12 protein-coding genes and 1 pseudogene are annotated in these 12,783 nt (G+C 73.7%); 5 read left to right on the forward strand and 8 right to left on the reverse strand.

Annotated elements, in window-relative coordinates:
* The first annotated feature begins 92 nt into the window (after window positions 1-92).
* Complete coding sequence (locus FHX31_RS16090) at window positions 93-1,538, forward strand: M20/M25/M40 family metallo-hydrolase (protein WP_184976676.1); 1,446 nt, start codon at window positions 93-95, stop codon at window positions 1,536-1,538.
* A 32-nt stretch (window positions 1,539-1,570) separates the two neighbouring features.
* On the opposite strand, the gene FHX31_RS32715 is transcribed toward FHX31_RS16090, so the two are convergent.
* Window positions 1,571-2,098 carry a GNAT family N-acetyltransferase gene (locus tag FHX31_RS32715; RefSeq protein ID WP_236619305.1) on the reverse strand — a complete coding sequence of 176 codons (528 nt, stop codon included), beginning with the start codon at window positions 2,096-2,098 and terminating at the stop codon, window positions 1,571-1,573.
* A gap of 1,179 nt (window positions 2,099-3,277) precedes the next feature.
* Between FHX31_RS32715 and FHX31_RS16100 the strand changes: the two genes are divergently transcribed.
* Both FHX31_RS16100 and FHX31_RS16105 read left to right on the forward strand, forming a co-directional pair.
* Window positions 3,278-3,931: a C39 family peptidase gene (locus FHX31_RS16100; RefSeq protein ID WP_184976677.1), complete on the forward strand. Its 654-nt coding sequence runs from the start codon at window positions 3,278-3,280 to the stop codon at window positions 3,929-3,931.
* Between the two features lie 171 nt (window positions 3,932-4,102).
* Window positions 4,103-5,875 (forward strand): glycosyltransferase, encoded by a 1,773-nt coding sequence (locus tag FHX31_RS16105; RefSeq protein WP_184976678.1) that lies wholly within the window; start codon window positions 4,103-4,105, stop codon window positions 5,873-5,875.
* Here the strand turns inward: FHX31_RS16105 and FHX31_RS32720 are convergent.
* The 4 genes and pseudogenes from FHX31_RS32720 to FHX31_RS16120 all read right to left on the reverse strand — a co-directional run.
* Window positions 5,801-6,001: pseudogene (locus tag FHX31_RS32720) on the reverse strand (DUF6510 family protein); the annotation flags it as partial. The gene FHX31_RS16105 and the pseudogene FHX31_RS32720 sit on opposite strands and share 75 nt — an antisense overlap.
* A gap of 17 nt (window positions 6,002-6,018) precedes the next feature.
* Window positions 6,019-6,738, reverse strand: coding sequence for a ferredoxin reductase (locus FHX31_RS16110; RefSeq protein ID WP_176739820.1), 720 nt, complete (start codon window positions 6,736-6,738; stop codon window positions 6,019-6,021).
* A 40-nt stretch (window positions 6,739-6,778) separates the two neighbouring features.
* On the reverse strand, window positions 6,779-7,378 hold the full coding sequence (locus FHX31_RS16115) for a sulfite oxidase-like oxidoreductase (protein WP_013285974.1): 600 nt from the start codon (window positions 7,376-7,378) through the stop codon (window positions 6,779-6,781).
* Window positions 7,379-7,428: 50 nt separating this feature from the next.
* Window positions 7,429-8,463, reverse strand: a complete 1,035-nt coding sequence (locus tag FHX31_RS16120) for a TerC/Alx family metal homeostasis membrane protein (RefSeq protein WP_013285973.1) — start codon at window positions 8,461-8,463, stop codon at window positions 7,429-7,431.
* 242 nt (window positions 8,464-8,705) lie between these two features.
* Between FHX31_RS16120 and FHX31_RS16125 the strand changes: the two genes are divergently transcribed.
* Window positions 8,706-9,902 carry a CaiB/BaiF CoA transferase family protein gene (locus FHX31_RS16125; RefSeq protein ID WP_184976679.1) on the forward strand — a complete coding sequence of 399 codons (1,197 nt, stop codon included), beginning with the start codon at window positions 8,706-8,708 and terminating at the stop codon, window positions 9,900-9,902.
* 12 nt (window positions 9,903-9,914) lie between these two features.
* Here the strand turns inward: FHX31_RS16125 and FHX31_RS16130 are convergent, their stop codons facing one another.
* Complete coding sequence (locus FHX31_RS16130) at window positions 9,915-10,319, reverse strand: DUF2267 domain-containing protein (protein WP_013285971.1); 405 nt, start codon at window positions 10,317-10,319, stop codon at window positions 9,915-9,917.
* A 177-nt stretch (window positions 10,320-10,496) separates the two neighbouring features.
* Here FHX31_RS16130 and FHX31_RS16135 point away from each other — a divergent pair, with 177 nt between their 5' ends.
* Window positions 10,497-10,766 carry a DUF2795 domain-containing protein gene (locus tag FHX31_RS16135; RefSeq protein WP_013285970.1) on the forward strand — a complete coding sequence of 90 codons (270 nt, stop codon included), beginning with the start codon at window positions 10,497-10,499 and terminating at the stop codon, window positions 10,764-10,766.
* Window positions 10,767-11,087: 321 nt separating this feature from the next.
* Here the strand turns inward: FHX31_RS16135 and FHX31_RS16140 are convergent, their stop codons facing one another.
* Together FHX31_RS16140 and FHX31_RS16145 are read right to left on the reverse strand one after the other, a co-directional pair.
* A complete protein-coding gene (locus FHX31_RS16140) occupies window positions 11,088-11,756 on the reverse strand; it encodes a hypothetical protein (protein ID WP_071095307.1) in 669 nt (222 codons plus the stop codon).
* 45 nt (window positions 11,757-11,801) lie between these two features.
* Window positions 11,802-12,773, reverse strand: coding sequence for a pirin family protein (locus FHX31_RS16145; protein WP_184976680.1), 972 nt, complete (start codon window positions 12,771-12,773; stop codon window positions 11,802-11,804).
* Window positions 12,774-12,783 lie beyond the last annotated feature (10 nt).

Here is a 12,783-nt window from a genome sequence, read left to right on the forward strand (position 1 = left end):
CCGTTCCCGGGCAGACCTGCGACAAACGTGCCCGTGATCCATCCATCAACGGCTATATGGACATTCCTCGTGATCGGCGCGAGGATGCCGGGATGGGAAACCACGAGACCGCCGAGGGTCGGCCCACGAGGTCCAGCCGGCGTACCTTCCTCACCGCCTCCGCCGCGGCCACCGCCGCCGCCGTCGCCACCCCGCTCACCGCCGCCCCGGCCGCCGCCGCGACCGGCGCTCCCCCGGGCCCGGGCCGTCCGGCCCGGCCGCAGCGGCCCGGCCGCGAGCTGGCCGCGCTGCTGCGCGAGATCGACGGCCGCCGGATCGAGGCCGCCGTGCGCCGGCTCGCCGCGTTCGGCACCCGCCACACCCTGTCCAGCCAGACCGATCCGGTACGCGGCATCGGCGCCGCCCGCGACTGGATCCACGCCCAGCTCTCCGGGTACGCGGCCGCGTCCGGCGGCCGGATGACTGTCGAACTCCAGTCGTACGTCCAGCAGCCCGCCTCCCGCATCCCCGTCCCGACGACCATCACCAACGTGGTGGCGACCCTGCGCGGCGACGTCACGCCCGAGCGGGTGTACGTCATCACCGGCCACTACGACTCCCGGGCGACCGACGTGATGGACGCGGTCAGCGACGCACCGGGCGCGGACGACGACGCCTCCGGCGTGGCGGTGGTGATGGAGCTGGCCCGGGTGCTGTCCACCCGCCGCACCGAGGCCACCATCGTGCTCGCCGCCGTCGCAGCCGAGGAGCAGGGACTGTACGGCTCGGCGTACCTCGCCTCGCAGTTGAAGGCGGCCGGCGCCGATGTCCAGGCCATGTTCAGCAACGACATCGTCGGGTCCAGCACCGCCGACGACGGCACGCGCGACCCGCGTACCGTGCGGTTGTTCGCCGAGGGCGTGCCGACCGCCGAGACCCCGGCCGAGGCGAGCGTGCGGCAGTCCGTCGGCGGCGAGAACGACTCGCCGTCGCGGCAGCTCGCCCGGTTCGTCACCGACGTGGCCGGGAACTCCGCCACCGGCATGGACGTGCGCGTCATCTACCGGCGGGACCGCTACCTGCGCGGCAGCGACCACATCTCGTTCCTGCGCGAGGGCTGGCCGGCCGGCCGGTTCACCGAGCCCAACGAGGACTTCGCCCACCAGCACCAGGACGTGCGGGTCGTCGACGGGGTGCAGTACGGCGACCTGCCGGAGTTCTGCGACTTCGGCTACATCACCCGGGTGGCGCGGGTGAACGCCGCGACGCTGTGGTCACTGGCCCAGGCGCCCGGCACACCCAAGGGCGTCACAGTGGTGACCACGAACCTGACCAACGACACCACGTTGCGGTGGCAGCGCGGGCCCGAGCCGGACCTGGCCGGGTACGAGGTGGTGTGGCGGGAGACCACCGCCGACCAGTGGCAGAAGGTGCTGCCGGTCGGCGACGTCACCGAGGTGACCATCGACCTGTCCAAGGACAACGTGTTCTTCGGCGTACGGGCGGTCGACCGGGACGGGCACCGCAGCCCGGTCGCCTTCCCGAAGCCCGGCAGCTGAGACCGGCCGGTCACCGTCCTCCGGCGCCGCACTCAGTCCGGCGCCGGGGCGGTGATCGCCCAGCGTTCGTGGTCGCGCCACGCGCCGTCGATGAACAGGTAGTCCGGGGAGAACCCCTCCAGCCGGAAGCCGAGCCGCCGCGCCAGCCGCTTCGACGGCTCGTTGCCGGGCTGGATGTTCGCCTCCAGCCGGTGCAGACCGAGCGGCCCGAACGCGTACTCGATCACCAGCCGCACCCCGGCCGAGGCGTGCCCGGTGCCCGCGTACGGGCGGAACGCCGCGTATCCGAGGTAGCCGCCGCGCAGCGCGCCCAGCACGATGCCGCTGATGTTCGCGTATCCGGCGATCTGCCCGGTGGCCCGGTCGCAGAACAGGAACCCGGCGCTGTCCCGCCCCCGGATCTTGCGCAGGTACGCCGCGTAGCGCTGCGCGTCATCGGGCGCGGACAGCCACGGATGGTGCAGGTCGCGGCTGCGCCGGACGGCGGCGACGAACTCCGCCTCGTCAGCCGGACGGGGACGGCGGATGGCGACGCGTCCGTCACTGCGCAGATATCGCACAGCGCCACTCTCCGCCACCGCGTCCACCCCACCGCATCCGGGGGTGCACTCCCCCTCCGCCACACGGCCCGCCGCGTCCGGAGTGCGGGTTTCCGCGCCGGCGCCCACTTCCGGCACGACCTCCCCGCCCCCTGTCCCGCCCCGACGTGAGGCGACCCGTCCCAGCCCGGACGTGAGGCCGCCCGCCCCGGCCCCGACGTGCCGCCCGTCCCGGCCGGTCCACCGCCCCGGGAAGGCGGGCCGCGACGCCGCTTCCGCCTCGCCCCAGGCGGGGCCCGTAGATCTTGGTAGGAAACGGCCCTCATGGGGGCCCTTTCGTACCAAGATCTCCCCGGCTCCCATGATGTGGCCTGCCGATCTCATTGTGCGGGGAACGACGCCTTGTAGCCCCGCACGGCACCTTTTGGCTCCTGTGCGGCACAGGTGACGGACCGACGTGCCCACGCGATCTTGCACCTGGCGCCCCAGGGATGCCCGCTTTGCGAGGTTCGCCGGGCACCAAACTGCAAGATCGCGTGGGCGGGCGGGGTGGAGCTGTGACGACCGGCGTCGAGGCTGACCTCGGACGGATCCGTCCGCGCCTCGGACGGGACCATCGGCACCCGGTCGGGTGGTTCGGTCCGCGGTGTCCGGTTCGCTGCGCTGAGCCTGGCGGGGCTGTGGTCGGTGCCACCGTGGGGGTGGAATCGGTGGCGGGCGCGAGGCGTTGTACATGGCTGACGGCCCAGGCACCAGGTCGAGCGCCGGGCACCGGCCCGCCAGGGGCGCCCGGATAGGTCAGGGAATCGGCCCGGCCCGGTCGTCGTTACATCCCCGGACGACGGGCACCCCGCCGTCCCCCCGGAATGGCCGCCGGCCGGACGCCGTTACCTCCCCCAGGTCGTCGCCCCGGCCGAGAGCCACGGAATGACCCCGGCCCGCCGGTCGTTACATCCACCGGGCCGAAGCGCGAGGCCACGCCGCCGGACAGGCCCCCTCGGGCCGTACCGCCCCGACCGGGTGAGCCACGGTCGGCGGGAATGACCCCGGTCCGCAGGTCGTTACATCCCCGAGCCGCGTAGAGCAGGCCCTCCGAGCCGCCCGCGTGCCAGCCCTCTCTCCACGGGCACCCCCAAGACTTTCCCCTCGCGGCATCCCCCCCTTTGCCGCGTCATCCCCCACTTCAGGGAGGCAACCATCATGGCTACCACTCTGCTGCGCAAGACCGTTCTGACCGCTGCTGGTGTCGTCGCCACCGCTGGTGGCATCGCCGGCCCCGCCATCGCCGCCCATGCCGCCCCCACCACCGGCACCACGAGCGTGGTGGCCGACCGCAAGGGCCACGGCGAGCGGGAACTCGACGTGCGCTACGAGGCGCAGCCCAACTTCTACTTCTGCGGCCCCGCCGCCGCCCGTAACGCGCTGAGCGTGCAGGGCAAGAACATCGACGTGCACGCCATGGCCGAGGAGATGGGCACCACCGAGGCCGGCACCAACTCCATCAACGACATCACCCCGGTGCTGAACAAGGAGACCGGTAAGGACGTCTACAAGTCCACCGAGATCCCCGTGGACAAGGCCCGCGACCGCGACAAGGTCGACAAGCTGCGCGCCGACGTGGTCAAGACCGTCGACGACGGCCGTGCCGTGGTGGCCAACATCGCCGGCACCGCCACCGACACCGACGGCACCACCCACTCCTTCGAGGGTGGCCACTACATCAGCGTGGTCGGCTACCGCGACGGCGGCAAGGTCGTGACGATCGCCGACTCGGCCAACCCGAACCAGGCCTCCTACCGGATGGACGTCGACGAGCTCGCCCGCTGGATCGCCAGCCGCGGCTACAGCTCCTGACCGAACGACCATGACGAAGGGCCCGACCCCCGCCAAGGGGTCGGGCCCTTCGCGCGTGTCCAACGGCTGCCTTCCGGTCACCTCGCCGTCACGCCGGTGTCGTCACCCGGACGGCTCGCTCCACCACGCTGGGTCGCGCCGGATCGTCCGGGCGACCGTGAAGGAGCAGCTGTGGCAGCCGAGGAGGCGACGCACCGCCCACCGACCACGCCCCGCCCAGCCGCGCCGAGCCGCCCCGACGTGAGCGTGGTCGTGCCTGTCTACAACACGCTGCGCTACCTGCGGTCCTGCCTCGACTCGGTGCTGCGGCAGACGATCGGGCCGGGCCGGATGGAGATCGTGGCGGTGGACGACGGGTCCACCGACGGCAGCGGCCGCCTGCTGGACCGGTACGCCGCGAAGCACCCCGGCACGGTGCGGGTGGTCCACCAGCCCAACTCCGGTGGCCCGGCGTCGCCCTGCAACCGGGGACTGGACCTGGCCACCGGCCGGTACGTCTTCTTCCTCGGCTCGGACGACCGGCTCGGTCCGGAGGCCCTCGAGCGTCTGGTCGCCGCCGCCGACCGGTACGGCTCGGACGTGGTGCTCGGCAAGGTGGTCGGGGTCAACGGCCGGCACGTGTTCTCCGACGTGTTCGCCGACGGCAACACGGTCGACGTGAGCCTGTTCGACTCGGCGCTGCCCTGGTCGCTGGCGAACACGAAGCTGTTCCGGCGCGACCTCGTGGACCGGCTCGGGCTGCGGTTCCCGGAGGACATGCCGGTGCTCAGCGACCAGCCGTTCACGCTTTCCGCCTGCTACCACGCCCGCCGGATCTCGGTGCTCGCCGACTACGACTACTACCACGCGGTGCGCCGGCTGGACGCCCGCAACATCACCTACCACAGCCGGGTCGAACAGCGCCTGGTCAGCGTGGAGCGGCTGTTCGCGTACGTGGCCGACCTGATCCCCGCCGGGGAGCGCCGGGACGCGGTGTTGCGCCGTCACGCCGGGCTGGAACTGGCGAACCTCGTCGGCGACGACTTCCGGCACCTGGACCGGGCCGCGCAGGAGCGGGTGCACGCGACGGTCGCGCGGCTGGTGCGGCGGCACGTCACCGACGGTCTGCGGGACCGGCTCGACATCGAGGCCCGGCTGCGCCTGGGCGCGGTGACCGCGGGCGGAGTCGACGACCTGCTGGCGGTGATCGAGCAGGACAGCGGCCGGGGCGTGCCGGCGACGGTGTTCGCCGGTGACCGCTGGCACGCGGGCTATCCGGGTGCCCCGGCGCGGTGGACCGACGTCACCGACGTGCGCGCCGACTGGCTGGCGCGGCTGGACACCGTCGACGTGAGCTGGGTCGACGGGCACACGTTGACGGTGACGACGCGCAGCCCGTACCCCCGGTTCGCCACGGAGGCCGGGCCGGTGCGGATGCTGGCCGGTCCGGTCGTGGGCGCCACCCGGATGGACGCCGGCGATCCGACCGGCCGCACGCTCCGCACGGACTTCGCACTCGACCGGCTCCTGGCGGCAAGCTCCGCCAGCGGGCAGCGCCATCCGGTCCGCGCCGAGGTGGACGGCGGTCACGGGCGCGGCGGGGCCGCGGTGCGCGCGCCCCGGCTCGCCGCCGGGCGGCCCCGGCTGCTGCGGCACGGCGCCCGGCTGTACGGGGTGGCGGCGACAGTCGACCCACGCAACGGTCAGCTCGTGCTCTCCGTGGTGCCGGTGACGGTGGGTCAGCTCGTCGGGCGGCTGCGCCGGCGCGGCGGGCGCGGTCCAGCCACGGCGCAGACGTCAGGGCGCGGCCCGGAAGCCCTGCTCGGCCGGCATGGGCACCTGGAGGTACGTGGTGCCGCGCAGGTCCAGCCAGGCCCGCTGCGGCGCGCGGACCAGCCGCACCATCACCCCGGTGCAGGCGGGGCAGCGCCCGACCAGGCCCGGGGCGTGCGAGTAGACGTGTAGCCCGGCCATCGGGCCGGTCGTCCCGCAGGTGTCGCAGCGGCCGGTGGTGGCGCTCAGGTCGACGGCGAACAACTCACGCAACGGCCCGTCGAGCATGTTGCCGTCCACGTAGGACAGGTCGGTCATACGCCCTCCTCGGGTTCTCAGCCGGTCGGGCCGAACCGTTCGGTCCGCACGCGCCGGGTCGGGTGACCCAGCCCCACCAGCAGGTCGGCCACGGTCTCCACGAATCCGGTGGGGCCGCACACGTAGCACAGCGGCTCCAGGTCGGGCGGCCAGCCGTGGCTGTTCACGTCGGCCAGGCCGATCCGGTGCGGCTCGCCGCGCCAGCCCTCGGGCGCGGACCTGGTGTAGACGTACGCGACGTCGAGGCCCTGGTCGTCGCGCGCGCGGCGGCGCAGCTCGTCGGCGTAGATGACGTCGTCGGGGGTGCGCACCGAGTAGACGAGCCGGAACGGCGTGCGGCTGCCCGCGGCGCGGCGCGCGCGGATCATCGCCATCAGCGGCACCACGCCGGATCCGCCGCCCACGAGCAGCACCGGCGCGGTGTCGTCGGTACGCCAGACGAACCAGCCGCCGACCGGGCCGCGTACCTCCAGCGGGTCGCCCTCGGCGTAGGTGTCGGTGAGGTACGGCGAAACCTCGCCGTCGGGTACCCGCTGCACCGTCACCTCGATCCGCTCGCCGTCGGCGGGGCCGGCCAGCGAGTACGACCGGGCGGCCTGGTAGCCGTCCTCGGCGGTGAGGCGCAGGTCGACGTGCTGCCCGGGCAGGTGCCCGGGCCAGCCGGGCACGTCCAGCACCAGCGTCTGCGCGGTGGGCGTCTCGATCCGCCGCTCGACCAGCCGGGCGACCCGCCACATCAGCGGCGCGACGCGGCGGCCCTCGGCCTGCGCCGTCACCTCAGTCGCCCTGGTAGCGCTGCTCGCGCCACGGGTCGCCGTAGTCGTGGTAACCGGCGGTCTCCCAGAAGCCGGGCCGGTCGTCGGCGAGCAGCCGGATGCCGTGCACCCACTTGGCCGACTTCCACAGGTACAGGTGCGGCACGAGCAGCCGCGCCGGTCCGCCGTGCTCGGCCGGCAGCGGCCCCCCGTCGTACGTGTGCACCACCCAGGCCCGCCCGCCGCGCAGGTCGTCGAGCGGCAGGTTGGTGGTGTAGCCGCCGTAGGAGTGCGCCAGCGCGTACCGGGCCTCGGTGTCGACGCCGTCGAGCAGCGTGTCCAGGGAGACGCCCTGCCAGGTGGTGCCGAGCTTGGACCAGCGGGTGACGCAGTGCAGGTCCACAGTCGGGGTGTCCTGCGGCAGGCCCATCATCTCGTCCCAGGACCAGCGGTACTCCGCGCCGGTCTCGCTGGTCAGCACGAACTCCCAGGTGTCCAGCGGCACGCGCGGCGTCGGGCCCGCGGAGAGCACCGGGAAGTCCTCGGTGAGGTACTGCCCCGGCGGCAGGTCGGGCGCGGACGTACGGGGCCGGCCCTGGAAGCCGGGCGAGACGATTCCCACCCGTCAGTCGTACCACCGCCGGTCCCGCCGGGGCAGGGGTTCCCACCGAGTCAGGCGGAACCTCCACCCTGCACCTCGTGCACGACGGTGCGCTTGCCGTCGCCGCTGTTGCGGGTGGCCCGCAGGCTGGTGATGGTGACGATCACCAGGACACCGATGATCACGCCGAGCGAGGCGAGCGTCGGGATCTCCGGCACGCCCTCCCAGATGCCGTGCGCCCAGTGCAGGCCGAGCTTGACGCCGATGAACGCCAGGATGGCGGCCAGGCCGTAGCTGAGGTGCACGAGCCGGCTCAGCGCGGCGTGCAGCACGAAGTAGAGCGCCCGCAGGCCCAGTAGCGCGAAGGCGTTGGTGGCGAAGACCAGGTACGGGTCCTCGGTGATGCCGTAGACGGCCGGCACCGAGTCGACGGCGAACACGATGTCCGTGGCCAGCACGGCGACCACGACGAGCGCGAACGGGGTGAGCGCCCGCCGGCCGCCCTGCCGGATCGTCATCCGGGTGCCGTGGTAGTCGTCGACCACCGGCATGATCTTGCGGAGCAGGCGTACCGACCGCATCTTGTTGATGTCGACCTCCTGCTCGTGCCCGGAGAGGGCGTCACGCAGCAGCTTGACCGCGGTGGCGATCAGGATGAGCGCGAACAGCAGGAAGGCGAAGTCGAGCGTCTGGAGCGCGGCGGCGCCGAGCGCGATGAACACACCGCGCAGCACCAGGGCGCCCGCGATGCCGTAGAGCAGCACCCGCTGGGCGAGCACGGCGGGCACCGCGAACGCGGCCAGCAGCAGCATGAAGACGAACAGGTTGTCGACCGAGAGGGACTTCTCGACCAGGTAACCGGTGAGGTACTCGATGCCCTGCTGGCTGCCGTAGCGGGACCAGATCCAGGCGCCGAAGGCCAGCGGCAGGGCGATGTAGAAGGCCGACCAGCCCAGGGCCTCACGGATCGAGACCTCGTGCGGCTTTCTGGTGACCAGGAAGTCGAGCACCAGCAGGACGAGCACGCCGACGATCGTCACGACCCACAGCGTGGGCGTGCCGACAGACGACAACCCGGCCGCGGCCAGGGGCGACAATTCGGGCATGGAGCCTCCTCGAACACCGTGTCATGTTCGAGGTCTCCTTCACCCACGTTTTCGTGGGCAACCACCCGGGGCTCGCCTCGGCGGCTTGCCGTACTGACCGGAATGATTCGTGGGAAGTACTCCCCTCGCCTGCACAAGGCTAGGTCACCGCCGGACCGGACGCCAAGTCGGGACACGGTTGATTGCCCTGGTCAACCGCTGTGCGGTGGTGGAGGGCATGGCGCCAGGTCACCGGGCACTCTATGGTGACGCGGGTGACCAACCAGGGACCACTGACCGGCGTACGGGTGATCGAGCTGGCCGGGATCGGCCCCGGTCCGTTCGCGTCGATGATGCTGGCCGACCTCGGCGCCGACGTGGTGCGCGTCGACCGGCCCGGCGGCGGCGGGTTCGGCGCCTTCCCCGGCGACCTGCTGAACCGCAACCGCCGCTCGATCGCCGTCGACCTCAAGCAGCCCGAGGGGCGTGACCTGGTGCTCGACCTGGTCGCCGGCGCAGACGCGCTGGTGGAGGGCTTCCGGCCGGGGGTGACCGAACGACTCGGCCTCGGCCCGGACGACTGCCTCGCCGCCAACCCCAAGCTGGTGTACGGGCGGATGACCGGCTGGGGGCAGGACGGGCCGCTGGCGCAGCGCGCCGGGCACGACATCGACTACCTGGCCCTGACCGGTGCGCTGCACGGCGTGGGCCGGGCCGGGGAACGCCCGGTGCCGCCGATGAACCTGCTCGGCGACTACGGCGGCGGGGGCATGATGCTGGCGCTCGGCGTGGTCGCCGCGCTGTACGCGGTACGCGGCGGCGCACCCGGCCAGGTGGTCGACGCGGCCATCGTGGACGGCGTGTCGGTGCTGGCCACCCAGATCCACGCGCTGCGCGGCATCGGCCTGTGGCAGGACCCGCGCGGGGTGAACCTCCTCGACGGCGGCGCGCCCTTCTACGACACGTACGAGTGCGCCGACGGGCGGTACGTGGCGGTGGGCGCGCTGGAGCCGCAGTTCTACGCCGAACTGGTCCGGCTCACCGGCTTCCCGCCCGACGGCGGCGACGGCCCGCAGGACGCCGGCGCGGCGGCCGGCGGTGAGGCGCTGGACCGGGACGATCCGGCGAACTGGCCGGCGCTGCGGGCGGCCTGGGCGCGGCTGTTCCGCACCCGTACCCGGGACGAGTGGACGGAACTGCTGGGCGGAACCGACGCCTGCGTGGCGCCGGTGCTCGACTGGGCCGAGGCGCCGGAGCATCCGCACCTGCGGGCACGCGAGGTCTTCGTGGCGCCGGACGGCGTCACCCAGCCCGCTCCCGCACCGCGCTTCTCGGCCACCCCGACCTCTGTCCGGCGCCCGCCACCGTCGCCGGGCGAGCACACCGACGAGGTGCTCGCCGATGCCGGGATCGACGCCGGCCGGATCGCCGCTCTGCGCGCCGCCGGTGTGATCGGCTGACCGGCCGCCGGTTCAGCGGCGCGCGGCGGCCGGGGCGAGGGCCGGTTCCACCATGTCCCGGTAGTCGCGCGGAAACTGGACCACGACCTCCTGGAACTCCCCGCCGCGGATCGCCTCGCGCATCGTGACGAACACCGCGCGTACGGCGTCCCGGGCGGTGTTCTCGTCGCAGTCGGCCCGGCGGGCGACCCGGGCGACGAACTCCGCCGCGCCGAACCGTTCCGCGGCCTCGTCGCGCGGATACGGGCTGAGCAGCCCCTGGAGTGGCTTCGGCAGCTGCGCGGCCAGGTCCAGCACCTCGCCGCCGGTCAGCCGCTCGGCGAACGTCTCCAGTGTGGCCCCGGTGAGCGTGGCGGCCCGGTCCTCGCTGGTGCCGGTGAGCCGGGCGACCCGGCTCACGAAGGTCAGGTAGTGCATGCGTGGTACCCCCTTCGGTGCGCCCACCGCGGCTACCCGCGACGGCGCGCCGGAAACGGCGCCGGTCACCGGCGCGAGACGGGGGCGGGATTTCCGCGCTCGCGGGCTTGAGCTGCGGCGCGACGGGTAACCGCCGCCCGGTCATGACCCCGACTACTGCCACGAGGAGCCCGACCCATGGCGAGTTACACGGATGTCCTTGATTACCTGTCCGCGCTGGACTACCCGGCCGGCAAGGACGACGTCATCCGCGAGGCGGAACGGGAGGGCGCGCCGCCGGACGTGTTGCGGGCGCTGCGCGCTCTGCCCCCGGTGGACTACGCCAACGGCACCGAGGTGGCCCGGTCGGCCGGCATCGACGCGGCTCCCGAGGTGAGCCGGTCGCAGCGCGCGGCGCAGGCCCGGGACAACCACCCGCGCGTCTCGCAACACCTGCGCGGCATCTGAGTACGGCGTCGGGCCGGCGGGCGACACGGCCGCCGGCCTCTGCGCGTGCGGAAACAGGCCCGGCGTACGACTGTCGCGCGTGGGCGCTGCCCTGTGGCGGGTCGGCGTTCCCGGACAGGCGAGCGCCCCGGGTCACGAACCGCGACCTGGGGCGCCACGCAGCACCTGTCCTCCGCGGTTCACGCCCGAACCGGGTCGCGACCGCGCAGCGGTGAGATGTTCGCCCGAACCGGGCGGGCATCGCTGCCACGATCATCATACGACGCAACATCAGCCGAACGGGTGAGAATCGCGGAAGTGTGTCCGGGCGCACGTGTGCGCTCAGGCGGTCACCTCGGCGTACCGCCGCTCCAGGTCCACTCGCGCCAGCGCTCCGACCAGCCACGACAGTTGCTCCGACTCGCCGCTGCCGGTCAGTCCGGCGAGGTCGCGCGCGGTACGGCCCAGCCCGAGCCGGCGGGCCGCCGCGAGCGCACGCCGGTCGGCCACCGGCGCCGCCTCGCGCCACAGCGCCTGCGCCTCGCGCAGGAACAGGTCGCACACCTCGTCGTCCACTCCGGGCAGCGCGGTCAGCAGCCGCCGTTCCTCGCCCGCATCCTGGTGCGCGGCGGTCCGCAGCCGGCGCAGGTCACCCCGGTACGCCTCGACGATCGTGCGGGCCAGGTCGCCGAGGGTGTCGGCGATCGCGGGCAGGTCACCGCGCAGCCCGGCGGCGCGCAGCACGCGTACCCGGTCCTCATGGCGGGAGCGGGCCATCCGGGCCGCGGTGTCCCACCCGGCGTCGCGCAGCGCGGTGGCCGCGTCGACGGACCGGTGGAAGTCGCCCCGGCGGGCCAGCAGAACGGCCAGGTACAGCACCTGGAACAACTGGGCCGGGTTGTTGGTCACCCGGAACCCGAAGCACTCGGCGAACCCGCGGCCGTCTCCGGCGAGCCGGCGGGCGAGCCGCTTCTTGTCCGCGACGTCGCGCGGGGCGGTGGTTGTCGGCATGCCGCCGACTACCCCGGCGACGGCGCGGCATTCGGGGTACGACGGTCAGCCGCGGACGTCACCGCCGCGATCACGGGCCTTGAGCCGGGTGGTGGGCAGCGCGGGCGCGGGCAGCGGCGGCGCCGCGTCGTCGGCGACCACGCCGAAGCGGCGGCCGGCCATCCAGTCCTCCCGGGCGGCCACCACCTCCTCGTGCGAGCGGCCGACGAAGTTCCACCACATCACCAGCGGCTCCTCGAACGGGGTGCCGCCGAGCAGCAGCAGCCGGGTGCCCGGCTCGGCGCGCAGCGTCAGCGCGTTCCGGCCGAGGCCCAGGTAGAGCAGCGCGCCGGGGGCCAGCGCAGTGCCGTCGCACTCGGCGGCGCCGGACATGGCCAGCAGCCCGTACTCGAAGTCCGGGCGCAGCGGCAGCGTGGCCGGCGCCGGCCCGCGGACCTCGATCTGCGCGCCGACCAGCGGGGTGTGCACGACGGCGGGCGAGCGTTCCCCGCCGAGGTCGCCGACGAGCAGCGTGACGTCCAGGTCGCCGTCGCGGAAGCGGGGCAGGTCGGCGTGGTGGGCGAAGTCCGCGTCACCGGCGCGGGCCGGGTCGGGCAGCGCCACCCACAGCTGCACGCCGTGCATCAGCGGCGGGTGGACCAGCGGGGAACGCTCGGAGTGGGCGATGCCGCGCCCGGAGGTCATCACGTTGAGCTGGCCCGGTCGGATGGGCTGCACGTTGCCGAGGCTGTCGCGGTGCAGGATCTCCCCGTCGAGCAGCCAGGTGACGGTCTGCAGCCCGGTGTGCGGGTGCGGCGGCACCTCCATGCCGGGCCGGTCGGCCACGTCGTCGGGCCCGAAGTGGTCGACGAAGCACCAGGCGCCGACCATCCGGCGCTGCCGCTGCGGCAGCAGCCGGCGCACAGTGGTGTAGCGGCCGAGCGGGACGTCGTGGCCGGGCAGCAGCACGCTGCCCGGGTCGGTCGGGCCGACGCCCGGCGGGAGCGTCTGCGCGGGCAGGGATTCGGTGCGGTCCACCGCCCGACTG

It is taken from the genome of Micromonospora sp. CNZ286 (genome assembly GCF_014207755.1).